The 21,802-nt window shown below is 60.2% G+C and carries 26 protein-coding genes; 15 read left to right on the plus strand and 11 right to left on the minus strand.

The window, feature by feature from the left end; genetic code table 11:
- Positions 1-2: 2 nt before the first annotated feature.
- From V5E99_RS20235 to V5E99_RS20280, 10 genes are all read left to right on the plus strand, one after another.
- A complete protein-coding gene (locus tag V5E99_RS20235) occupies positions 3-440 on the plus strand; it encodes a hypothetical protein (RefSeq protein ID WP_499804021.1) in 438 nt (145 codons plus the stop codon).
- A complete protein-coding gene (locus V5E99_RS20240) occupies positions 440-1,843 on the plus strand; it encodes an LLM class flavin-dependent oxidoreductase (protein WP_499804022.1) in 1,404 nt (467 codons plus the stop codon). The genes V5E99_RS20235 and V5E99_RS20240 overlap by 1 nt, the downstream gene beginning before the upstream one ends.
- A gap of 186 nt (positions 1,844-2,029) precedes the next feature.
- Positions 2,030-2,935, plus strand: coding sequence for a hypothetical protein (locus V5E99_RS20245; protein WP_499804023.1), 906 nt, complete (start codon positions 2,030-2,032; stop codon positions 2,933-2,935).
- Positions 2,932-3,708: an ABC transporter ATP-binding protein gene (locus V5E99_RS20250; protein WP_499804024.1), complete on the plus strand. Its 777-nt coding sequence runs from the start codon at positions 2,932-2,934 to the stop codon at positions 3,706-3,708. Before V5E99_RS20245 ends, V5E99_RS20250 begins: the two co-directional genes overlap by 4 nt.
- Positions 3,708-4,589 carry a branched-chain amino acid ABC transporter permease gene (locus V5E99_RS20255; protein WP_499804025.1) on the plus strand — a complete coding sequence of 294 codons (882 nt, stop codon included), beginning with the start codon at positions 3,708-3,710 and terminating at the stop codon, positions 4,587-4,589. Before V5E99_RS20250 ends, V5E99_RS20255 begins: the two co-directional genes overlap by 1 nt.
- A 4-nt stretch (positions 4,590-4,593) precedes the next feature.
- A complete protein-coding gene (locus tag V5E99_RS20260) occupies positions 4,594-5,643 on the plus strand; it encodes a branched-chain amino acid ABC transporter permease (RefSeq protein ID WP_499804026.1) in 1,050 nt (349 codons plus the stop codon).
- 25 nt (positions 5,644-5,668) lie between these two features.
- Entirely contained in the window at positions 5,669-7,009 is a 1,341-nt protein-coding gene (locus tag V5E99_RS20265; RefSeq protein WP_499804027.1) for an ABC transporter substrate-binding protein, read from the plus strand.
- A 3-nt stretch (positions 7,010-7,012) separates the two neighbouring features.
- Positions 7,013-7,780 (plus strand): ABC transporter ATP-binding protein, encoded by a 768-nt coding sequence (locus V5E99_RS20270; protein ID WP_499804028.1) that lies wholly within the window; start codon positions 7,013-7,015, stop codon positions 7,778-7,780.
- Positions 7,781-7,793: 13 nt separating this feature from the next.
- On the plus strand, positions 7,794-8,174 hold the full coding sequence (locus tag V5E99_RS20275) for an FAD/NAD(P)-binding protein (protein WP_499804029.1): 381 nt from the start codon (positions 7,794-7,796) through the stop codon (positions 8,172-8,174).
- Complete coding sequence (locus V5E99_RS20280; protein WP_499804072.1) at positions 8,155-9,222, plus strand: FAD/NAD(P)-binding protein; 1,068 nt, start codon at positions 8,155-8,157, stop codon at positions 9,220-9,222. Before V5E99_RS20275 ends, V5E99_RS20280 begins: the two co-directional genes overlap by 20 nt.
- Before the next feature lie 60 nt (positions 9,223-9,282).
- On the opposite strand, the gene V5E99_RS20285 is transcribed toward V5E99_RS20280, so the two are convergent.
- The 4 genes from V5E99_RS20285 to ppnN all read right to left on the minus strand — a co-directional run bounded on the left by V5E99_RS20285 (position 9,283) and on the right by ppnN (position 12,600).
- Positions 9,283-9,516, minus strand: coding sequence for a hypothetical protein (locus V5E99_RS20285; RefSeq protein WP_499804030.1), 234 nt, complete (start codon positions 9,514-9,516; stop codon positions 9,283-9,285).
- A 107-nt stretch (positions 9,517-9,623) separates the two neighbouring features.
- Positions 9,624-10,358 carry a substrate-binding periplasmic protein gene (locus tag V5E99_RS20290; RefSeq protein ID WP_499804031.1) on the minus strand — a complete coding sequence of 245 codons (735 nt, stop codon included), beginning with the start codon at positions 10,356-10,358 and terminating at the stop codon, positions 9,624-9,626.
- Positions 10,359-10,707: 349 nt separating this feature from the next.
- A complete protein-coding gene (locus V5E99_RS20295; RefSeq protein WP_499804032.1) occupies positions 10,708-11,148 on the minus strand; it encodes an NUDIX hydrolase in 441 nt (146 codons plus the stop codon).
- Between the two features lie 78 nt (positions 11,149-11,226).
- Positions 11,227-12,600, minus strand: a complete 1,374-nt coding sequence (gene ppnN / locus V5E99_RS20300; protein ID WP_499804033.1) for a nucleotide 5'-monophosphate nucleosidase PpnN — start codon at positions 12,598-12,600, stop codon at positions 11,227-11,229.
- Positions 12,601-12,832: 232 nt separating this feature from the next.
- Here ppnN and V5E99_RS20305 point away from each other — a divergent pair, with 232 nt between their 5' ends.
- Together V5E99_RS20305 and V5E99_RS20310 are read left to right on the plus strand one after the other, a co-directional pair.
- Positions 12,833-13,360 carry a DUF3087 domain-containing protein gene (locus V5E99_RS20305; RefSeq protein ID WP_499804034.1) on the plus strand — a complete coding sequence of 176 codons (528 nt, stop codon included), beginning with the start codon at positions 12,833-12,835 and terminating at the stop codon, positions 13,358-13,360.
- Positions 13,361-13,462: 102 nt separating this feature from the next.
- Complete coding sequence (locus tag V5E99_RS20310; RefSeq protein WP_499804035.1) at positions 13,463-15,040, plus strand: sensor domain-containing diguanylate cyclase; 1,578 nt, start codon at positions 13,463-13,465, stop codon at positions 15,038-15,040.
- A 2-nt stretch (positions 15,041-15,042) separates the two neighbouring features.
- Here the strand turns inward: V5E99_RS20310 and V5E99_RS20315 are convergent, their stop codons facing one another.
- The 4 genes from V5E99_RS20315 to V5E99_RS20330 all read right to left on the minus strand — a co-directional run bounded on the left by V5E99_RS20315 (position 15,043) and on the right by V5E99_RS20330 (position 18,588).
- The gene (locus V5E99_RS20315; RefSeq protein WP_499804036.1) at positions 15,043-15,960 is read right to left on the minus strand and encodes a LysR family transcriptional regulator; all 918 of its coding nucleotides are present in this window, start codon (positions 15,958-15,960) and stop codon (positions 15,043-15,045) included.
- 94 nt (positions 15,961-16,054) lie between these two features.
- A complete protein-coding gene (locus V5E99_RS20320) occupies positions 16,055-16,429 on the minus strand; it encodes a DUF2784 domain-containing protein (RefSeq protein WP_499804037.1) in 375 nt (124 codons plus the stop codon).
- A 60-nt stretch (positions 16,430-16,489) separates the two neighbouring features.
- Positions 16,490-17,356, minus strand: coding sequence for a 4-hydroxy-tetrahydrodipicolinate synthase (dapA, locus tag V5E99_RS20325; protein WP_499804039.1), 867 nt, complete (start codon positions 17,354-17,356; stop codon positions 16,490-16,492).
- A gap of 296 nt (positions 17,357-17,652) precedes the next feature.
- Complete coding sequence (locus V5E99_RS20330) at positions 17,653-18,588, minus strand: diguanylate cyclase (protein ID WP_499804040.1); 936 nt, start codon at positions 18,586-18,588, stop codon at positions 17,653-17,655.
- Between the two features lie 177 nt (positions 18,589-18,765).
- Between V5E99_RS20330 and V5E99_RS20335 the strand changes: the two genes are divergently transcribed.
- The 3 genes from V5E99_RS20335 to V5E99_RS20345 all read left to right on the plus strand — a co-directional run bounded on the left by V5E99_RS20335 (position 18,766) and on the right by V5E99_RS20345 (position 20,000).
- The gene (locus V5E99_RS20335) at positions 18,766-19,464 is read left to right on the plus strand and encodes an AzlC family ABC transporter permease (RefSeq protein WP_499804041.1); all 699 of its coding nucleotides are present in this window, start codon (positions 18,766-18,768) and stop codon (positions 19,462-19,464) included.
- On the plus strand, positions 19,461-19,775 hold the full coding sequence (locus tag V5E99_RS20340; protein ID WP_499804042.1) for an AzlD domain-containing protein: 315 nt from the start codon (positions 19,461-19,463) through the stop codon (positions 19,773-19,775). Before V5E99_RS20335 ends, V5E99_RS20340 begins: the two co-directional genes overlap by 4 nt.
- A 66-nt stretch (positions 19,776-19,841) precedes the next feature.
- Positions 19,842-20,000 carry a hypothetical protein gene (locus V5E99_RS20345; RefSeq protein WP_499804043.1) on the plus strand — a complete coding sequence of 53 codons (159 nt, stop codon included), beginning with the start codon at positions 19,842-19,844 and terminating at the stop codon, positions 19,998-20,000.
- 87 nt (positions 20,001-20,087) lie between these two features.
- Here the strand turns inward: V5E99_RS20345 and V5E99_RS20350 are convergent, their stop codons facing one another.
- From V5E99_RS20350 to V5E99_RS20360, 3 genes are all read right to left on the minus strand, one after another.
- On the minus strand, positions 20,088-20,315 hold the full coding sequence (locus V5E99_RS20350) for a DUF6555 family protein (RefSeq protein ID WP_499804044.1): 228 nt from the start codon (positions 20,313-20,315) through the stop codon (positions 20,088-20,090).
- Between the two features lie 193 nt (positions 20,316-20,508).
- A complete protein-coding gene (locus V5E99_RS20355) occupies positions 20,509-20,781 on the minus strand; it encodes a hypothetical protein (RefSeq protein WP_499804045.1) in 273 nt (90 codons plus the stop codon).
- A gap of 307 nt (positions 20,782-21,088) precedes the next feature.
- Positions 21,089-21,802 carry an ABC transporter ATP-binding protein gene (locus V5E99_RS20360; RefSeq protein ID WP_499804046.1) on the minus strand — a complete coding sequence of 238 codons (714 nt, stop codon included), beginning with the start codon at positions 21,800-21,802 and terminating at the stop codon, positions 21,089-21,091.

The following is a 21,802-nucleotide window of genomic DNA, read 5'->3' on the forward strand; positions in this document are numbered from 1 at the left end:
CCATGAACGCTTTGACCCAACCGATTATCGCCGGGCAACCCCTGGCCAAAAGTCAGCATGACCTGCACAACGCCCGCAGCCTGCTCGACGCCACCCTGCGTGCCGTCCGCCAACAGGCCCAGGCCACGGACGATCCTTACGTCATCAGCCGCTTCGGCGACTTGCACATTCGTATCGAAGTCGCGGCGGCGTTGCTGGAGCGTGCCGAAGACTTTCTGAACAGTCATGAAGACGACACCGAGATCAGCGTCGCCATCGCCGAATCGTATCTGGCCAGCGCCGACGCCTTGAATGCCGTGAGCAACGCCGAGTTCGAACTCACCGGTCAACGCACGGCATTGCACGGATCGCTGCACGACCCGCTGCGCTGGAAACTGCACCTGATCGGCAACTTCCGCCTCAATGGCATCCATCCCCCAAGCTTGCGGAGTGCTGTTTGATGGCCCGTGAAATTCGTCTTAACGCCTTCGACATGAACTGCGTCGGCCATCAATCGCCCGGTCTCTGGGCGCACCCGCGAGATCGTTCCTGGCAGTACAAGGACCTCGAATACTGGACCGACCTGGCGAAAATCCTTGAGCGCGGCAAGTTCGACGGCTTGTTCATCGCCGACGTGCTGGGCATCTATGACGTCTACAACGGCAACGGCGACGCGGCGATTCGTCAGGCGGCGCAGGTGCCGGTCAATGATCCGCTGCAACTGATCCCGCCGATGGCACTGGTCACCGAGCATTTGGGTTTTGGCCTGACGGCGTCGTTGTCCTTCGAGCATCCGTACCCGTTCGCCCGACGCCTGTCGACCCTCGATCACCTGACCAAGGGCCGCGCCGGCTGGAACATCGTCACCTCGTACCTGGAAAGCGGTGCAAAGAACCTCGGCCAGAAAAACCAAACCGAGCACGACGCCCGTTACGACTTCGCCGAAGAGTACCTGGAGGTTTGCTACAAGCTCTGGGAAGGCAGTTGGGAGGAGGGCGCGATCCTGCGTGATCGTGAGCGGCGGATCTTCAGCGATCCGAGCAAAATTCATGAGATTCAACACGTCGGCAAGCACTTCCAGGTGCCGGGTATTCACCTCTGCGAGCCGTCGCCGCAACGCACGCCCGTGTTGTTTCAGGCCGGCGCATCAAGTCGTGGTAAACAGTTTGCCGCTGAACATGCCGAGTGCGTGTTTGTCGCCGCGCCGTCGAAAGTGCTGCTGAAGAAAACCGTGGCCGACATTCGCCGTCGTGCGGCTGAAGCAGGGCGCGATCCGAAGAAGATCCTGATCTTCAACCTGCAAACGGTGATCCTCGGCGAGACTGACGCCAAGGCCAAAGCCAAGTTCGAGGAATACAAAACCTGGGTCAGCTACGAAGGCGCGATGGCGCTGATTTCGGGCTGGACCGGCATCGATTTCAGCCAGTTCAAACCGGATGAGCCGCTCAAACACGTGCACACCAACGCCATTCAATCGGCGGTGGAAGCGTTCTCCACGGCGGACCCGAGCAAGGTCTGGACCCCGAATGAATTGGCCGATTGGGTGGGGATCGGCGGGTTTGGGCCGTTGTTCGTCGGCAGCCCGGAAACCGTTGCCGATTTGTTGCAGGAGTGGGTCGAGGATACGGATGTGGACGGCTTCAACCTGGCCTACGCGTTGACCCACGAAACCTTTATCGACGCCGTGGAATTGCTGGTGCCGGAGTTGCAAAAACGCGGGGCCTACAAAACCGAATACGCGCCGGGGACCTTGCGTGAGAAGTTGTTCGGCGACGGGCCGCGCTTGCCGGAGATTCATCCGGGGGCGGGGTATCGGGATTTGGCAGGGTTGCGCCAGCAGGCGAAAAAAGTGCAGTCCGCCTAAACATCGCAGCCCAACACCACCCCCTTGTGGGAGCGGGCTTGCTCGCGAAGGGGCCGGCACATTCAGCATTGATGGCAACAGATCCACCGCTTTCGCGAGCAAGCCCCACATTGGATGGCGGTTGTTCTACAGATTTCGGCCCAGCGGACCACCGCACGCTTTTGCCCATGAACAGGAGGTCAACCCATGAGCGTGCACGAACTCAAACGTCCGCCCACTGCGGACAGCGCCGAGTGGCAGGTCAATGTGCCCCAGGCTCTGGAGCAATTGCGTCACTGGGGACAGGTCAGTCCGTTGCAACCGGCGCTGCGGCACAAGCGGCATGGTCAGTGGTTTGTCTGGCGCTGGATCGATGCCTTGCGCGATGTCGAGCGTCTGGCCGATGGCTTGCGTCAGCAAGGTTTTACCGAAGATTCACGGCTGGTCCTGAGCGGCGCTTTCGAACCGGATCTATTACTGCTGGCATTGGCTGCCCGGCATGTCGGCGGAGAAGTGCTGACGCTGCCCGACACCCTCGACACCGAGGCGTTGCACACAGCGCTGTGGCGCAGTCGTCCTACCCACGCCTTTATCCAGGGGCGGCAAACCCGGCAACTGTGGCTCAACCACGGCCAAACGCTACTGGATTTTGCCCAGTTGCTTGGCCCGGTGGAGTCGCCGCAACGCCTGCGCCTCGGCGTTTTCGGCGCCCAGCTCTGGAGCGAAGAGGGCACCCAGTGGCAGGACGGTCTTGGCGTGTTGCTCGGCCAATGGCTCACCAGCGGCCAATCCCTGGCCTTCCCGGAAAGCCCCGGCAGCGCCAGTCGTGATCGCCGAGAAGTCGCGCCCTCCGGGCTGCTGCTGTCCGCCGAACGCCTGCAACGGCTGGCCGACGACATCGACAGCCGCCTCGCCCCGCAGGGCACTTGGCGCCGACGTTTGTGCGACTGGGCCATCGCTCACCCCGAGAAAGGCCTGCAACGGCTGATCAAAAACCGCGTTCGCCGGCTGCTGGGTTTTCAGAACCTGGATTTCATCTGGCAAGCGACCCGCACCCCCGGCGCTTACACCGAGCCGACCTGGCTAGCCGAATTCAAACGGGATATCGCATGAGCTCGACCGATTCCATCCTGCAAGTCAGCGGCATTTCCCTGTCGTTCAAAGGCGTGAAGGCGATCAACGAATTGTCCTTCGACGTGCGCCGTGGCGAGATCTGCGCGCTGATCGGCCCCAACGGCGCGGGCAAGAGTTCGCTGCTCAATGTGCTGAATGGCGTGTACCGCTTTGACGCCTGCTCCATCGTCTTTGAGCAGCAACCATTCAAACGCATCGACCCGCTGACCGCCGCCCGCCGGGGCATCGGTCGCACGTTCCAGAACAACGCACTGTTCAAGAAGATGAGCGTGATCGACAACATCCTCACCGGTCTGTCCCGACACTTGCGCAGCCGCTTCATCGAACAAGCCCTCAACCTGCCGCGCGCCCGACGCGAGGCCGAGGATTTCCGCCAGCAGGCCCAAGGCATTCTCGAATTCCTCGAACTGCAAGCCCATCGCGACGTGCCGGTTGGCAATCTGTCCTATGGCCTGCAAAAGCGTGTCGAGTTGGGCCGTGCCTTGATCGCCGGACCGCGCCTGTTGCTGCTCGACGAACCGATGGCCGGAATGAACGCCGAAGAAAAACAGGAAATGGCGCGTTTCATTGCTGACATCAACCGCGACCTCGGCACCACCGTGGTGTTGATCGAACACGACATGAGCGTGGTCATGGGCCTGTCCGACCATGTGGTGGTGCTCGATTACGGGCGCAAGGTCGGCGACGGCACGCCCGCCGAAGTGCAGGCCGATCCCGACGTGATCGCGGCGTATCTGGGAGTGGTGCACTGATGACGTTCTTCTTCGAAACCCTGCTCGGCGGCTTGCTCGCCGGCACCCTGTATTCGCTGGTCGCCATCGGTTTTGTGCTGATCTACAAGGCCAGCGGCGTGTTCAATTTCGCCCAGGGCGCGATGCTGCTGTTCGCCGCGCTGACCTTCGTCAGCCTGCATGACCAAGGTGTGCCATTTGCGTTGGCGCTGTTGCTGACGGTGGTGGTGATGATCATTGGCGCATTGCTGATCGAACGGCTGGTGCTGCGGCCCTTGGTCAATCGTTCGCAAATCACCCTGTTCATGGCCACGTTGGGGCTGTCGTTCATCATCGAAGGCCTGGCCCAGGGGCTGATGGGCTCGCAGGTGCGGGCGCTGGACCTGGGGATCGACGACGTGCCGATTTTCATCGGCGGGATGATGGTCAGTCAGTTCGACCTGATCGCCGCCGCTGCGGCCATCGTGCTGGTGACGGTGCTGGCGTTGTTGTTCAACAAGACCCGGATCGGTGTGTCCCTGCGCGCCGTGGCGGATGACACCACCGCCGCGCTGTCGATCGGCATCAACCTCAACCGCATCTGGCAGATCGTCTGGGCGGTGGCCGGTGTGGTCGGGTTGGTGGCCGGATTGCTCTGGGGCGCGCGCCAAGGGGTGCAGTTTTCCCTGTCGCTGGTGGTGCTCAAGGCCTTGCCGGTGTTGATCATTGGTGGTTTTACCTCGATTGGCGGGGCGATTGTCGGCGGGCTGATTGTTGGCGCGGCGGAGAATCTTGCCGAGGTCTACATCGGCCCGCTGATCGGCGGCGGCATCACGCCGTGGTTCGCTTACGTCCTGGCCCTGGCCTTCCTCTACATCCGTCCCGCCGGCCTGTTCGGCGAGCGCGCCATCGAGCGAGTCTGAACCCATGTCGATTTCCCTTACCCGCGAAACCGCGCCGTCGGTGCTGGTCCAGCGTCGTGTGCCCATTGGGCTTGGCGTTTTACTGTTGATCGCCTTCATCGGCGTACCGCTGACCGGCAATGACTATTGGCTCAACGCGATTCTGATTCCGTTCCTGGTGCTGTCCCTGGCCGGGCTCGGGCTGAATCTGCTGACCGGTTACACCGGCCAGACATCGGTCGGAGCGGCCGGATTCATGGCAGTCGGTGCTTTTGCGACTTACGGTTTTCTGCTGCGATTGCCCGAACTGGGTTTGCCGGTGGCGTTGCTGGGCGGCGGATTGATCAGTGCGGTGGTGGGCTTTGTCTTCGGCTTGCCGAGTTCGCGGATCAAGGGTTTTTACCTGATGGTCACCACGTTGGCCGCGCAATTCTTCCTCGAATGGCTGTTCGTCAAATTCCCCTGGTTCTACAACTACGGCTCGTCCGGGACCATTTCCGCGCCGAAACTGGCGCTGTTCGGCCATGACTTGAACACCCCCGTCGGCCGCTATTTGCTGACCCTGACCACGGTGCTGCTATTGACCTGGATCGCGGTCAACCTGGTGAAAAGCCAGATCGGCCGCAACTGGATGGCGATCCGCGACATGGACACCGCCGCCGCCGTGATCGGCATCCCGGTGGTGCGTTACAAATACCTCGCGTTCTCCGTCAGTTCGTTCTACCTCGGCATCGCCGGGGCGCTGTGGGCCTTCGCCTATCTGGGCACGGCAAGCGCCAGCAGCTTCGATATCAATCGTTCGTTCCAGATCCTGTTCATCATCATTATCGGCGGCATGGGCAGCATCGCCGGCAACTTCGTCGGCGCGGCGTTTATCAGCCTGCTGCCGATTCTGCTCAGCCACGCCGGGCAAGCCTTGTTCGGCGGTTCGGTGGACGCCGGGCAATTGCAAAACCTGCAAAAAATCATCTTTGGCGTATTGATCATCCTGTTCCTGATCAAGGAACCGGAAGGCTTGATTCGCCTGCTGAGCAACCTTCGTGAACGGCTGCGTCACTGGCCGCTGCGCTTCTGAATTCCCAACCTATTAGAGAGACAACATGCGTGCATCCTTGAAACGTTCGTTGGCCGGCGCCGCGTTGACGCTGGCAGTTTTCGGCAGTGCGGTGCCGATGGTCCAGGCCTCGGCGGACCAGCAATTTTTCCCGTTGGCCACCTACCGGGTTGGCGCTTACGCCTCCAGCGGCGTGCAGGTGTGGGCCGGGATGCTCGATTACCTAAACTACATCAACGAGGTAGAAGGCGGGATCAACGGGGTGAAACTGGTTTGGCAGGAATGCGAAACCGAGTGGACGGCGGAGAAGGGCATCGAGTGTTATGAGCGCTTCAAGAAAGGCCTGGACGGCGCGCCGGTGGCGATCTATTCCCCTAATGGCGCGCCGGCGGCCTATGCCCTGAGCGAACGGGCCGAGGTCGACAAGATCCCGTTGATCACCCTCGGTTACGGCCGCACCGAAGCCACCGATGGCACGGTGTTCCCCTACAACTTCCCGGTGATGCTGACCTTCTACAGCGAGGCGTCGAGCCTGATCAATTACATCGCCCAACGGGAGGGCGGCTTCGACAAACTCAAGGGCAAGAAAATCGCCACGGTCTATCACGACTCGGCTTACGGCCGCGAAACCCTCGGTCCGCTGAAGTTATTGGCCGAGAAGTACGGCTTCGAGAACATCCAGATTCCGGTGGCCGATCCGGGCAACGAGCAGTCCGCACAATGGCGGCAGGTTCGTCAGCTCAACCCGGACTGGGTGTTCCTGCGCACGTGGGGCGTGTCGACGCCAGTGGCGGTCAAGACCGCCGCGCGTTTCGGCTTTCCGGTGGACCATATCGTCGGCGACATCTGGGCCAGTTCCAGCGAAGACGTATTGCCGGCCGGCGCCGCCGCCAAAGGTTATCTGGCACTGACGCCATACCCGGCAGGCACCGATTTCGAGATCCACAAACGCCTCAAGCAGTACATCCTCGACAAGGGCAAAAGCGACCTCAAGGACCTGAAGAATTTCGGCAGCGTCTACTACAACTCCGGGCTGGTGAATGCCGCCGTGATGGTCGAAGCCATCCGCACGGCCCAAGGCAAGTTTGGCAAGCGTCCGTTGAATGGCGAGGAGGGGCGCTGGGGCCTGGAGCACTTGAACATCGACGACGCGCGGCTCAAGGACATGGGCTATTTCGGGCTGATGCAGAACCTCAAGCTGTCGTGCAAGGACCACGAGGGCGGCGGTTCGGCGCGGGTCCAGCAGTGGGATGGCGCGAACTGGACGCTGATCAGCGACTGGATTGCAGCGGATCGCGCGTTGCTGCGGCCGTTGATCGACGAGAAGTCCGCGGCGTTCGCCAAGGAAAAAGGCCTGACACCACGCACCTGCACCGGGGATGAATAAACCATGAGCCACGCCGCCAGCGACATTGCTGCCAATGATCTGTTGCAGGTCAACGACATCGAAGTGATCTACGACGGCGCGATCCTCGCCGTGGCCGGGGTGTCGCTGACGGTGCCCAAGGGCGGCATCGTTGCGTTGCTGGGTGCCAACGGCGCCGGCAAAAGCACCACGCTCAAGGCGATTTCCGGGCTGGAGCGGGCCGAACGGGCGGAGGTCAGTCGCGGCAGCATCGCGTTTTTCGGGCGTGATTTGGCCGGCGTCGATCCGAGCGTGCGGGTGCGCCAGGGCATGGTGCATGTGCTGGAGGGCCGGCATGTGTTCCCGCAATTGACGGTGGAGGACAACCTGCGCAGCGGCGGGTTTGTCCGGCGTTTGAGTCGTCAGGACATGGCCCGGGACCTGGAGCGGATCTACGCCTGGTTCCCAAGGCTGAAAACCAAGCGCAAGACTCAGGCCGGGCTGACGTCCGGGGGCGAACAGCAGATGGTTGCCATCGGGCGGGCATTGATGACGCGTCCTACTTTGGTACTGCTCGATGAACCTTCCATGGGTTTGGCGCCTATTATCGTCCAGGAGATTTTCGAGATCGTCGCCCAGCTTAATCGCGACGCGCAGGTGAGCTTCCTGATCGCGGAGCAAAACATTAATGTGGCGCTCAAGTACGCGTCCCAGGCGTATGTGCTCGACACCGGGCGCGTGGTGTTGTCCGGAACCGCCGAAGAACTGTTGGCCCGGGGCGACTTGCATGACTTCTATTTAGGCAAACACTGACCGTGAGAACGCCATGAATCAAACCCCCAGCGGACAGGCGACCGACGCCATCCGCCACGCCGACATCCTGATCATTGGCGGCGGCCTCAGCGGCGCGATGCTGGCGGCGCAGTTGCTGCGGTTGCCCGGCAAGCGCCAATTGCTGGTAATCGAACCCCGGGCCGAACTGGGCCGGGGCGAGGCCTACAGCGCGGTCGAGTTGGGCCATACGCTGAACGGTAATGCGGCGCGGATGAGCGTCGATCCGGACAACGCCGATGATCTGACCCAATGGCTGACCGCGTACATCGCCGCTGGTGGCTGGCCCGAATCTGACCAACAGCACGTGCCGATCAGCGAGCTGTTCCCGCCCAGGGGAATTTTTTGGCTTGTACGTGCAGCAGCGTTTGGCTGAGGCGCAAGCGGTGGGCGTGTTAAATGGCTCTTCAGTTGAGCATGTGCGGGCCGAAGTGGTTGATCTGCAAACTCACGTCGATTCGGTAACGCTGACCTTGAGCGATGGTCAATGTGTGCAAGGTGCGTTCGCGGTGTTGGCCACCGGGATGTTTCCTGCGGCGCGCACGCCGCAGACCGAATCCAGCGGCTTGAACGCGGCAGCGCTTGATCCGTGGGATGTGACCGCCATGCGGCAACTCGACCCGCAAGCCACCGTGCTGATCATCGGCTCGGGCCTGACCATGGTCGATGCGGTGGTGTCGCTGGAGCAGGCCGGGCATCGCGGGCCGATCGAGGTGTTTTCCCGTCACGGGTTGTTGCCCCATGTAAGACGCCAGCCTCCGGCCTGGGTGGATTTTCTGGCCGAGGACCACAGCATTCGCACACCGCGTCAGTTGCTGCGTGAACTGCGTAAGCATTGCAAGGATGCCATCGCCCAAGGCATCGACTGGCAATCGCCGCTCGACACGGTGCGGGCGCATATCGGCCGGTTGTGGAGTCAGGCGACAGACGTGCAACGCCGTCAGTTTGTGCGGCATGTCAGGCCGTGGTGGGAGAGTCATCATCATCGTTCGCCACCGTTGAGTGCGGCGTTGGTGGACAGGCTGCACGGGGAAGGGCGGTTGCGGATTCACGCCGCATCATTCAAAGGGCTGGAGCCTGGCTTGAACGGTGACGTGCGCATCCGCATCCGGCGTCGTGGCGAAGCCGAAACGGTGATCGTCAGCGGCGCGGCGTTGATCAATTCCAGCGGCATCGAATACGACTGGCGGCGGGTCGCGCGGCCGTTGCCACAGCAATTGCTGGGGCGTGGCCTGATCCAGCCGGGGCCATTGGCGTTGGGGATTGCGGCGGCGCCGGATGGCGCGGTGCTGGACGCCGAGGGGCAGGTCGCCCAACGGTTATTTGCCATGGGGCCGCCGTTGCGCGGTATGTGGTGGGAAAGCACGGCGGTGACGGATGTGGCGAGCCAGGCCAAGGCCTTGGCGGCGCGGTTGGCGGGTTAAAGCATCAGACACAATAAACCCCGGAGTGCCCCGGGGTTTGTTGTTTGAAACGGCACAAACTTACGAATCGATACGTTGATACTTCGAACCGAACTCAGGGCGGTTTTCCGCGACGAAGAGTTTGGTTTGTTCAGCGTTCTGTTGCAGGTTCACGCTGCCTTTATGTTCGGTGTCGATACCGACGGTGTTGACGTTCAGGGTTGCTGGTTGGGTGACGCTGGCGTGCGGTGCGGCGAAGGCCGAGGTGGCGCCGAGGACTGTCAGGGCAAAGGTCAGACCGATGATGCGTTTCATGGTGATGCTCCAGAGTGGGGGAAGAAGATGTGGCCACTCTAGTGCTGGGGCGCGGCGATGAAAAAACACCCTTGCGCATAGTCGATATCAAGAGCATTGATCCCCGGTCAGCGTGGCGCGTTGTCCGCCAGCCAGCGCTGCTTGAGTTGCGCCAGGCGTCCGTCGCGGTTCATGGCGTCCAGCGCCTGTTGCCAGCGAGCGACCTGATGAGCATCGGTTTGCAGGGAAAACGCGATGTAGGTGCCTTGCTTCATCAGCGACATCTGGTAGTGCAATTGACTGGGCGATAACCCTTCCTCCCGGGCCAACGTGGCGTAGGACAGCGTGTCGGCGACCACGAAGTCCGCGCGTCCCAGGCGCAGCAGCCGCATCATCTGCTCAGGCGTTTCCACGCCGTACAGGTTGTTCAGCCCCTGCTTTTGCAGGTAATCGTAGGCCAGCCATTTGCGCGGTACGGCGATCCGCCCCAGGCTATCGGCCTGGGTCAGGCTGTGCACCGGTGGCTGCTTGTCGGTGGCGGCGTAGAGCGCCGTTTCCACGTCCAGCAACGGCCCGACCCACTGGTACTGCGCGTCCCGCTCGGCAGTGCGTAACACGGTAAACACTGCCGTGTCGGGCTCGGTGCTGGCAACGCGCAGGGCTCGCAGCAGCGGGATCTGTTGCAACTGGACCTGATCGCCGGTTTGTTCGGCCAGTGCGCGTACCACATCCACGCCAAACCCCACCAATTCGCCGCCCTGCTGGAAATGCAGCGGTGGATGGTTATCGGTGAGCATCCGCAGATCGGCCGCGACGGCGCTCAACGACAGGAGGGACAACAGGCAGCCGACGAAGCGTTTCATGAATCATCCTTGATGAGGTGAAGCGCAAAGCTTAGTACGAAGGTGCCAGGACTGTCCCGGGAATTGTCGGGGCTTATGTGTCAGATCAGGGCTTAAGGGCAGCGCTTTCAGCCATGGGCGCGCGCTCGGCAGACACCGTCGCGGCGCTTTGGCCGCATCCCGCCGCAGGAAGATCCCAGGGCGTTTGCCAACGCCGTTATCGACGCTGATCATCGGTAATACCGCGCAGGATCGTTCCCATGCGGCGGCGAAAAGTCAAAAGATCGCAGCCTTCGACAGCTCCTGCGGGAATACGCATTCCAAAACGTAGGAGTTGCCGAAGGCTGCGATCTTTTGCTGGTGAAGGGGATTACGCGTTTTGCAGCATGTCGATGAGCTTCTCTGGCCAGAACGTTTCGGCAGTGGCTTGCAGTTCGGTCACCGACCACCACTTGTGCTCGGTCATCACCCGCGCTTCATCGATAGTCCAGCCCTCACGGGACAGTTGCTCACTGGCGGTGTGAACCACGAAATAGTGCTCCACGGACAAGACCGTTTCGCCACTGGGCAACATCATCGAAAAATGCCGTTCACTCACGCAATCGCCCACGGTGTCGACTCGCAAGCCGGTTTCCTCCCGCAGCTCGCGAATGGCCGCCGCTTCGAAAGTTTCACCGTCCTCCACGCCACCCCCAGGCGTTGCCCAGTAATCTCGACCGTCAAGGGCATCGCCCTTGTGCTGGAAGCGAAAGAGCAGCACTTGATGGGCGGGGTTGATCACGAGGAGTCTTGCGGCGTTGCGTTGGCGCATGGGATTTCTCTTTCCATAGAGGGCAGTGAGCCGAAGCAATAGCTTCGGCTCTCCACGTTACAACTTACTTAAGAATTGTCACGCAACCACTTGATAACACGGCACATAAGCCGCGCCACCCGGCAGTTTCATCCGGTGCTGGGCGACGAACGCCTTGAGCAGTTGATCCAGCGGCTGCATCACCGCCGCGTCGCCACGGATCTGGTACGGCCCGTGTTCTTCGATCAGGCGGATGCCCTTGTCCTTGACGTTGCCGGCGACGATGCCGGAGAACGCCCGGCGCAGGTTGGCGGCCAGTTCGTGGGGCGGCAATTGGCGGCTCAGTTGCAGGCTGGCCATGTTTTCATGGGTCGGATCGAAGGGGCGCTGGAAGCCTTCGTCGATCTTCAGCAGCCAGTTGAAATGAAACGCGTCGTTGCGCTCGCGGCGGAACTGCTTGACCTCTTTCAGGCCGGCGGTCATGTGCCGCGCCACTTCCGCCGGGTCGTCGATGATGATCGTGTAGTGCTGTTTCGCGGCGTCCCCCAGGGTGGCGCCGACGAACGCGTCCAGTTGCTCAAGGTACGGCGCCGCGTGTTTCGGCCCGGTGAGGACGACCGGGAAGGGCAGGCCTTCGTTGTCCGGGTGCATCAGGATGCCGAGCAGGTACAGGAATTCCTCGGCGGTACCGGCGCCGCCCGGGAAGATGATGATGCCGTGGCCGACGCGCACAAACGCTTCCAGGCGTTTTTCGATGTCCGGCAGGATCACCAGTTCGTTGACGATCGGGTTCGGTGCTTCGGCGGCAATGATCCCCGGCTCGGTCAGGCCCAGGTAGCGGCCGCCGTGGATGCGTTGCTTGGCGTGGGCAATGGTCGCGCCTTTCATTGGGCCTTTCATCACGCCGGGGCCGCAACCGGTGCAGATGTCGAGGCTGCGCAGGCCCAGTTCGTGGCCGACTTTCTTGGTGTATTTGTATTCTTCGGTGTTGATCGAGTGGCCACCCCAGCACACGACGATCTTCGGCTCAACGCCGGGGCGCAGGGTGCGGGCGTTGCGCAGCAGGTGGAAGACGTAGTCGCTGATGCCCTGGGAGGTGCTCAAGTCGATGCGCTGGGCATCGAGTTCGTTTTCGGTGTAGACGATGTCGCGCAGGGCGCTGAACAGCATTTCCCGGGTGCTGGCGATCATTTCGCCGTCGACGAATGCGTCAGCCGGGGCGTTCAGCAGTTCGAGGCGCACGCCGCGATCTTGCTGGTGAATGCGGATTTCGAAGTCTTTATAGGCTTCGAGGATGGTCTTGGCGTTATCAACGTGGGCGCCGGTGTTGAGGATGGCCAGGGCGCACTGGCGGAACAAAGTGTAGGTGCTGCCGGAACCGGCTTCGCTCAGTTGCTGAACTTCACGTTGGGACAGGGTTTCCAGGCTGCCTTTAGGGCTGACCGAGGCGTTGATTACTTGTCGTTGGGACATTCAATGATCCTTAAAACGATGCCGTTCATAAAAGGAGGAGCGATTGGCATCCGAATAAAATGTATCCATGAAAGAAGATGGCACGAACTACAGGGTCTCGCCATGCTCTCCTTTTGACGATGAAAAGATGAAAAGGAGCCCCAGCATAGCTAAATCCCCCACAGAGGCGATAATGCGCGCACGCTTTTCGCTCACTGAGCCTTTTACCATTGATGCAGGGACCCCCTCCAAAATGTTCGAAATCCAGCCGATGAATGCCGAAACCTTTCGACGCCAGACCCGGCGCAGCACGGTGATCATTGCCCTGATTTTCCTGGCGCTGGCCATGCTGCTGTCGACCACGGCGGTCGCGTTGTTCGGCGAACCGGGCGGCGACAACCTGCGCTTTAACGTCGGCGGCGTGTTTATCGCGGTGTTGCTGATGGCGGCGCTGATGCGCGGCAAGTTCTGGAGTCAGGAATGGATGGCCCCGGCGGTGTATGGCTGGCGGCTCAAACGCAGCCTGATGCGTGTTACCAACGTCATGCACCAGGTGACGGCGGCGGTGGAGAAGGACGACCCGAACGCCATGAAGTTGTTGCGTTTCTATCACTTGGGGTTGAACCAGATGCATGAACTGGATGGCAACTCCAGCGATCACAGCCAGTTGACCCGGGAAATGGATCAACACAAGGCGCGTATGGACGCGTTGGGCCTCGATACCGAACAAACGCGATTGAATCCGGCGTGGCTTGAGGCCGTGAAGCAGATGCCGCGCTAAAGCCTGGCCTAATCTGCTCGATGATCAGGCATAGTTACGCGGTCGATTGGTCAAAGACGCGATCAGGAAGTATCGCTTCTTCAACAGGATTCAGGGAGCGTCATGGGACACCCATCCGTTAAAGCCCGGTTTGAAAACCTTCAGCCCACGGCGACGCTGCTGGCCGAGCAGGTTGAGGCCAAGCTCAAAGTTCGTTATGCCGTGGTTTTGCTGGTTGCGGTGTGCCTGTCGATGACAGCCATCGCGATCTGGGAAGGCTGGAACTCGCGTCAGTACCACTTGCATGACAAAGAAGTGGCGATGTCCAACCTCGCACAAACCCTCGCTTCCCAGGCACAGGCTTCGATCAAACAGGCCGATACGCTGTTGTTTACCCTGGTGGATCGCCTCGAAACCGATGGCATGGGCCCGGCACAAATCCCGCGCCTGCAACGTTTGCTCAGCGCCCAGCGCAGCGAATTGTCCCAGCTCCACGGATTGTTCATTTACGACGAAAACGGTCGCTGGATCGCCAATTCCAACGGTGCGTCCGTGCCGGACGCGAACAACGCCGACCGTGAATATTTCATCTTCCATCGTGATCACACTGACCGTGGCCCGCATATTGGCCCGTCAATAAAAAGCCGTTCGACCAGCGAATGGATCATGACCGTTTCACGCCGGATCAATCATCCCGACGGCAGTTTTGCCGGTGTGGCGCTGGCAACGATCTATCTCAACCATTTCCTTGAACTGTACGACAGCATCGACATGGGCAATAACGGCGTGATCAACCTGATCGCCAACAACGCCACGATTGTGGTGCGTCGTCCGTTTAACGAGTCTGACATCGGCAGCAGCGTCGCCAAGGGGCCGCTGTTTACCCAGTTGCTGCCCATCGGCAATTTCGGCACGGCTACCGTCAGGTCGGTGATTGACGGCGTCGAGCGGGTGGTGGGGTTTCGCCGGGTCGAGGGTTATCCGCTGATCGTTTTCGCGGCACTGAACAAGGAAGAAGTCCTGGCCGGCTGGCGCGACGAGGCCATGAACAGTGCGGTGATCGTGGCGTTGCTGCTGACGTTTCTTGGCGCGCTCGGTTATCGGCTGATTCGCGTCATGAATCAGCAGAATCACATTCAAAGCGAGTTGCTGGGGGCCCAGGAAAAACTTATCGAGGTCAATCGCAGCCTGGAATTGCTGGCGCTGGAGGACGCGTTGACGGGGCTGTCCAACCGGCGTCAGTTTGACCTGTTCATGGTGGCGGAAATGGGCCGCTCCCGACGCAGCCAGACCGGTCTGGCACTGCTGATGATCGATGTCGATTTCTTCAAGCTGTTCAACGATCACTATGGGCATCTGGCCGGTGACGAGTGTTTGCGCAATGTCAGCGCCATCATCAAGGACAACATCAAGCGCCCAGGCGATCTGGCGGCGCGTTATGGCGGCGAAGAGTTTGCGGTGGTGCTGCCGGGTACTGACTATGTCGGCGCCTTCCTGGTGGCGGAAAAAATCCGCCGCGCGGTTCAGATGGCCGGCATCAAGCACAGCGAAAGCGCGGAAGGTACGATCACCGTCAGCCTGGGGGTTTGCGCTTACGACCCGGCGTCGCAAGCGACGGCGGACGACTTGATCGGCGCGGCGGACAAGGCGTTGTACGTCGCCAAGGCCAGTGGCCGGAACATGAGCGTCATTGCCAACTGAATTCAGACAAAGCGGTCATTGCCCTGGACGAGTCGGGTCGCGAGCCAGGTTTGCTTGAGTTTTTCCAGCCACCAGCCGAGGGCGCGACCGTCATGGTCGCCACGCCAGCCGGCGTAGAGGATGTTCGGTTCGCGTGGGTCGGCCATCTGTTTTTCCACCAGCGTGCCGTTCTTCAGTAAGGCGCCGACGCGATGCCGGGGCAGCCAGCCGACGCCCAAACCGTCGCATTGGGCGAGGATTTTGCTGCGCATGGTTGGCACGGCGAGCATCGGTTGTCCGCCGGAAACGCCATACGTGCTGCCTTCAGTGGCTCTGGAGGAGTCGGCCACGACAATCGCCCGGTGTTGCGTCACCAGGGCCCGGGAAATCGGTTCTTTGGCCTTGGCCAATGGGTGTTTGGGCGAAACAGCGAACACCCACTCCATTTCCCCCAGTTGCATCCAGCGCAATGACGGGATGGCTGGTGGTTCGTTGGTGGCGCCGATGATCAGGTCGGCGCGTCCTTCACGCAGGGCTTCCCAGACCCCTTTGAGCACTTCCTGAGTGATGCGCAGCGGCACGCCGGATTCCAGCGCGTCGAACTCGTGGATCACCGGGATCAAGGTCTCGAACTCCAGCAGTTCATCAGTGACGATCCACAATCGGCTCTCCCAACCGCTGGCGACTTGTTGCACCCGTTGGGTCAGCCGGGAGACGTCCTGCATCAGCCGCGCGGCTTCGTTGACCAGCAACTCGCCGGCCGCGGTGAGTTGCAAACGGTAGCGACGGCGGTCGAACAGCAGGGCATCGAAGCGTTCTTCCAGTTGTCGCGCGGCGTAGGACACGGTCGAGGGTGCTTTGCCCAAATGGGCGGCGGCGCGGGACAGGCTGCCGGTTTCGCGGATGGCTTGCAGCAGGGTCAGGTCTTCAATCGATAGCATTTCTGATCCTCGAAGATCAAAAGATCGCAGCCTTCGGCAGCTCCTACGGGGTACGCCTGCAGGAGCTGCCGAAGGCTGCGATCTTTTACGTTTTTCAGGCCGCCCGGCGCAAACGCCACAACCGAATCAACCGAACGTAAACCGCCAGGTTCACCGCCAGCACCACGCTGCCCAGGCCCAACTGAATCGTCGGCGTCAGCCCGGCCGGGTAAATCACCGGCAACACGTAATGCTCGATGAAACCTCCGCCATACGCCGTTTGCCCGGCGGCCTCGCGCATCAGGTTTTCCCAGTACGTCAGCGGGCAGGTCAGGTGAAAGACTTCGACGATCACGCCCCATGTGGCGGCGGGGACGTGCCACCAGATCAGGTGGCGCCATTTGAGCACCAGCAGCCCGCCGAACAGCACGAACAAAATGAACGATAGGTGAAACAGCACCAGCCCGTCGGCGGCGATTCGGTAAAGCATGTCGACTCCCTGACTCTTCAAGTGAATCGCTGCATGTTACTCGGGCTGGTGGTCCGGGCTCTATCGATTCAACGCCGCCAGCACGTCTTTCAGGCGCCGCACGGTGCTTTCGCCGCTGCGTTGCATGGGGGCGCGCAGTTCATCGCCGATCAGGCCTTGCAGGGCCAGGGCGGTTTTGACGGGGGCTGGGTTGGGTTCGACAAACAGGCTCTGGATCAGCGGCAGCAATTGAAAGAATGTCGTTCGGCCGGCGACGAGTTGGTGGTCGCGCAGTTGTTGGTACAGCGCCACGAACAGCTCTGGATGCACATGAGCCGACGCGGCAATCGCACCGGTGGCGCCCAGGCACAAGGCATTGAAGATTTGCGGGTCTTCACCGCACAGCACGTCGACCTTGCCACTGGCCAACAGCGCCAGGGTTGTGGCGTGGTTGCCGCCGCAGTCCTTGATTGCCACGATCCGCTCATGGGCGGTGATGTTTAGCAAGGTCGCCTGCTCGAACGCCACACCGGTTCGGTAAGGGATGTCGTAGAGAATGATCGGGACGCTGGAGGCATCGGCGACGGTATTGAAAAAAGCTTCAAGGCCCGCCTGGGACGGACGGATGTAATACGGCGGCGGCACCAGCAGGCCGGCCAGGGGGCGTTTGAGGATTTCGCTCTGGAACTGCAACAGCTCGGTCAGGTTATTGCCGGCCAGGCCCATGACGACGCGGTTCGCCGGCACTTGCTCAAGCACCGCATCGAGTACCGCCAATTGTTCATGTTTGCCCAGCGCCGCCGCTTCCCCGGTGGTGCCGCAGACCACGATGCCATCCACGCCGCTTTCCAGCAGATGGCTGACCAGCCGCCGCAACCCGACAAAATCGATGGCGCCGTTGTGAAAAGGCGTGACGATGGGGACCCAGATACCTTGAAACGATGACATGTACGTGCTCCTGAAGGTTGACCGATTTCGTCACCGTCAGAAGCGTAGAAGGAAGTAAGCAAGGGAAGGGTGCCCGTCGCGCTCAATGTCCTGTCAGCTCATCTGACGGGACAGCGCGCCCCGGTCACATGAGCGACTGTTTCTTCGATTTGAGGGCGTGCGCAACGCAACCTTGCGCCTTGGCATTCAAGCCAATGACGACAGTGTTGAAGTTGAAGGTTGCGGACATATTGCGTTACACCCTGAATGAGGCGCTCAGTTTTAAAAGGCGCGGACGTGTTTGTCAATCAGGCTTTTTAATCCCGAAAATCGGCGAACTCGGCGCGCATCCGTCCATTGTGCTTTGCCAGGTACAGCAGTTTGTCTACCTGTTCGACGAAGTTCAGTGCGCTATCCCCCAGATGTACCACGGTGGTGCCCACTCCCAGACTTAGGGTGATCAACGCTGAAACCGCCGAACATTCATGGGGGATGTGCTGCTGGCGAATCAAGTGCAGGCATTTGCGCGCCACCAGTCCGGCCGACTCGGCATCGGTTTCCGGCAGCAGCCAGATGAACTCTTCGCCGCCGATCCGGGCGATGAAATCCCTCGGCCGGTTGGCGGCCAGGGACAAGGTCTGCGCCACGCGCCGCAGGCATTCGTCACCCTGAAGGTGCCCGTAGTGATCGTTGTACTGCTTGAAGTAATCGATATCCAGAATCAGCAAGGACAGCGGCAGCCCGGTGCGCTGGGCGTTGCTCCATTCACGCTCCAGCACCGTGTCGAACATGCGTCGGTTGGCGATGCCGGTGAGGCCGTCCTGGAATGAATATTCTTCAAGCTGTTTTTGCAGGCGAACCAAGTGTTCTTCGGTTTTCTTGCGCTCGCTGATGTCGAACATGAAACCCACCAGCGCCTCCACTTCGCCGTCCTTGCGGACCACGTGCACCACATCGCGAATCCACACGTAGTCGCCGCTTTCAGTCAGCGCTCGATAGTCGGCCTCGTGGTCGACCCCGGCGCGCGACTGTGAAACGCAGAAGTCCACGACATAGTCGCGGTCATCCGGGTGCATGCGCTCGACCCAGTCATTGACCGACAGCCAACTGTCCTGCTTCCAGCCCAGCAACTGTTCGATCTGCGGGCCGATGTAGCTGAAGGTCATGGTTTTCCAGTCGATCCGCCAAGGAATCGCCTTGGTCGACTCAAGCAGGGTTTTGTAGACATCGCTGTCGGTGTCGACGGAACTCATAAGGGCCGGCCTCGTGGAGAAGTGCTGGGCCATCATGTTGATACTGTCACCACGAATCAAGCGGGCAGCCGATGAAAGGCATCGCGGCGTGCAGGGCGGGAAAGTGCGCAAGATTGTTCAAGCCTTCGGCGACGACGGATGGCACAGTCGATGGTCTTTCCCTGGTTGTAGAGCGTTATGTCGAACTCACTCATGCCGCGCAGTGCCTTTCTGCGAGGCGCGGCGGCGATCATGCCGTTGTCCTTGGCCACCGCGCCCTGGGGGCTGCTGGCCGGCTCCATGGCCATCGAGGCCAATCTCACGCCGCTGCAAGGTCAGGGGTTGTCGAGCATTGTGTTTGCCGGGGCCGCGCAACTGGTGGCCATCGGCATGCTCAAGGGCGGGGCCGGGGTCTTTTCAATCCTGTTGACCAAGCTGCTGCTGACCTCCCAGCATTTGCTGTACGGGATGAGCATGCGCTCGGTGATTTCACCGCTGCCGGGCCGCTGGCGGGTCGGGTTGGGCTTTTTGCTCACCGACGAGTTGTTCGCCCTGACCAGTCAACATGACAAGCAGCAGTTCAATCGCTGGTATGCACTGGGCGTGGGGCTGACGTTCTACGTCGCCTGGAACCTCTTTACCCTGGCCGGCATCGTGCTCGGCAGCAGCATTCCGGGGCTTGAACACTTGGGCCTGGATTTCTCCATCGCCGCGACCTTCATCGCCCTGATCACTCCGGTGGTGCGCAACGTGCCGACGGTGGTGTGTGTGGCGGTGTCGCTGTTCTGTTCGGTGCTGTTCAGCTATTGGCAATGGGGCTCGGCCCTGGTGTTGTCGGGGCTGGCGGGCATGACCGCCGGGTTTATCTGCAACAAACTTTATTCGGGGCGCACATGATGGTTTGGGCCGTGATTATCGGCATGGGCGTGTTGGTGTTTTTGAACCGCTACGTGTTTCTCGAACCGCGACTGCCGGTGCGGTTGAGCAGCAATGCGCGGCAGTTTCTCGGGTTTGCGGTGCCGGGGATGTTGACCGCGATCTGCGGGCCGATTGTGTTTATGCCGGACAAACAACTGAACCTGCAGTGGGACAATCCTTACCTGCTGAGTTCGCTGGTGGCGGTGGGGCTGGTGCTGTACACCCGTAATACGTTGCTCAGCATGTTGTTGAGCATGGGGTTCTTCTTTCTGCTGCGCTGGTGGCTTTGAGTCGGGCCGGGGAATCTGTTCTACGCTTAAGGGGATAACGGATTCCCTTCAGGAAGAGAGGTGGACATGGCAATTGAACCCAAACAGCCGGACCTGGATGAAGACACCGATGAACCCAGCGAGGAAGAGATCGAGCGTCAGCGGCGTTCGACGCCGGACTGGAAGCATCCGGACGATGGTAAAGAACTGTCAGATAGGGATATAGAGATTCCGCTTAGACCTTAAAGGTCAAAAGATCGCAGCCTTCGGCAGCTCCTACAGGTGTATACGCGCCTTTGTAGGCGCTGCCGAAGGCTGCGATCATTTGATCTGTTAAATAGCTTCATTCCAGCGTATTTGCGTAATACCCAATTGCTGAGCGTTATCGCGCGCGGTATCAAGATTTGCATATAAAACAATCGCATGCCGGGATTCGGGATAGGCATGCGCTGAGGCCCAATGAATGGCTTCCACTTCTGAAAACCCCTCCGACAGTTTGAAAAAATGCTGTCGCACCCCGTCGAGCAGGTAATGCACGGCATAAGGAATTAGTTCGCTCATGTATTCCTCCCGAAGCCAGACAAGGCATAGGCTCAGACGTTGAACAGGGAACTCAGAGAGATCTGCGGTGCAAGCATCATGCAGAAATAGGGGCGGCTGAAAACTCAAGAGGCCAAGTCGGCCTCGTGGTTATAGAGTGTGTGGATGGCGGGTTCGTTCAGTTCTTTTGCTGAAGTGCCCCCAGAGCGCTGACTTAGGCATCTTCCAGCGTTGGAAAGTCGGGATGGGCCGCTCGGTAGCCGAGCGTCTTGTCGATCCAGGCGTTAAGTTCATTCACCATCACCGGCGGTTTGCCCGGATAGTTTTGCAAGGTCGCGCGTAAAACGTTGCTGATATCAGCCACCGAGCGCAGGTTTCGAGTCTTTATGTAATTGCCGATAAAGCAGTCGAGTTGCAAGTGTTCTGTCATCGAAAGATAGACACACGCCAGCCCATCGACTTGATGGATTGCAAAATCGTTGCGCAACTTATTTCTCTGCAAGATATGTAAAAGTTGTAGGGATTTCCTTGGGTTGTTGACTCTTTGGTCAACTGGGCAATGCTTCTGGAAATGCGGCGCGCATGCTATCCGTAGTCTTGTTAAATGTATGTATGACGACTGAAATCTCAGACCAGCGGTTATGCGTCAAACGGCCGCATTTATATAAGTGTCTCGCCCATGAAACACTTACTGTAACGTTTGAAATTCCTGATTGTTTAGGCAAGTTTTTTTGTAAGGGTTCTCAACGCGCTCTGAATGAACTTCAGGGCAGTTCATCCAGAGCGCTGATTGCCTAGATGACATGGGCTCTTTGCAACTCGGTCAATGACAGGACCTTGAGCTGTGCGAGCAATGGATCGCGGCGATCCCGCGGGTGGGCCAGGTCCACCGCCAGCTCCTGGCGAATGCTGCTGGGCCGATTGTCCATCACCAGCACCCGGTCGCTGAGGTACAGCGCTTCGTCGACATCGTGGGTCACCAGCAGCAGGGCGATGGCGTGGCGCTCGGCCAGTTGCAGCAACAGGTCCTGGAGTTTCATCCGGGTAAAGGCGTCCACCGCGCTGAACGGTTCGTCCAGCAACAGCACTTGCGGGCGTGAATACAAACCCCGAGCTATCGCCACCCGTTGCGCCATGCCGCCGGACAAGGCTTTGGGCAGCGCCTGGGGAAAACCGCCGAGGCCGACTTCTTCGATCAGTTGCGCGACCCAGGCCTTGTCATAGTGGCCGTCGTCGCTGAAACCGATGTTTTGTTCCACCGTCAGCCAAGGCATCAGGCGCGGCTCCTGGAACACAAACGCCACTTGCGCGGCGTTATTGTGCAACGCGCCCTCAAAATCCTTTTCCAGGCCGGCAACGATCCGCAGCAAGGTGCTTTTTCCGCAACCACTGGGGCCCAGCAGACTGACGGTTTCCCGAGGCTGCAATTGCAGGTGGATGTTGTGGAGTACGGTGGTGGTGGCGAAGGTTTTGCGCGCCACGCGAATGTCCAGCAGGTGTTCGGTCAT

Origin of the sequence: Janthinobacterium sp. LPB2021202312-11-4, assembly GCF_037049705.1 — a bacterium.
Classification (GTDB): domain Bacteria; phylum Pseudomonadota; class Gammaproteobacteria; order Pseudomonadales; family Pseudomonadaceae; genus Aquipseudomonas.